Raw genomic sequence first — 701 nt, forward strand, 5'->3', positions numbered from 1 at the left:
TTTCCAGCTTTCTTTGTCCTCCTTCATGCCTTCGGCTGCACCGATGACTTCACGATAGCCGTCCTGGTTGACTGCAATAGCGACAAGAATAGCTACGTTCTCGAACTCACCGCCCCAGCTGCGCTTGAGGTAGATGCCGTCGATAAAGACGTACGGATATTGCTCGCTCGGAAGAGGCCGGTTTCGCCAAGCTTCGATGTTGCCATACGCCTTCTTGTTAAGGTTGCTGATGGTACCCGGCGACACTTTGGATCCCCAGAGGGCTTCTGTGATATCTTCGACACGACGTACGGAAACGCCAGCCAAGTACATCTCGATGAGCGCTTCCTCGACGCTGCTCTCGCGGCGTCTGTAGCGTTCAATAATAGCCGTTTCGAAAGGAATGCCCTTCAGCTTCGGCACTTTTAGAGAGATAGTGCCGGAGGTTGTCTGGAGGTTACGTGTGTAATGCCCGGAACGGTATCCCTTGCGGGCATTCGTACGCTCATACTTCTCAGCATGGGTAAGTTCCTCAGCTTCCTGATCCAACAGGCTGTTGAGCGTCTCTTCGACACTCTGCTTCACCAGGTCCTTTAACTCGGTTTTGATTACTTGCTCATTTAATTGTATAATATTGTCAGACATGAATCTCGTCTCCTTTGTGAGTTTTGTTTGGCGACTTAATTTTAACAAATGGGGAGATTCATGTCTTTATTTATTTT

1 protein-coding gene is annotated in these 701 nt (G+C 49.2%); it reads right to left on the reverse strand.

The genetic code is table 11. The annotated features are described in order from the left end of the window. A partial coding sequence (locus A0U42_RS10550) for a transposase (protein ID WP_176698866.1) occupies window positions 1-624 on the reverse strand: 624 nt, incomplete at its 3' end. Between the last annotated feature and the right edge of the window lie 77 nt (window positions 625-701).

It is taken from the genome of Megasphaera sp. DISK 18, from assembly GCF_001682955.1.
GTDB lineage: Bacteria > Bacillota > Negativicutes > Veillonellales > Megasphaeraceae > Megasphaera > Megasphaera massiliensis.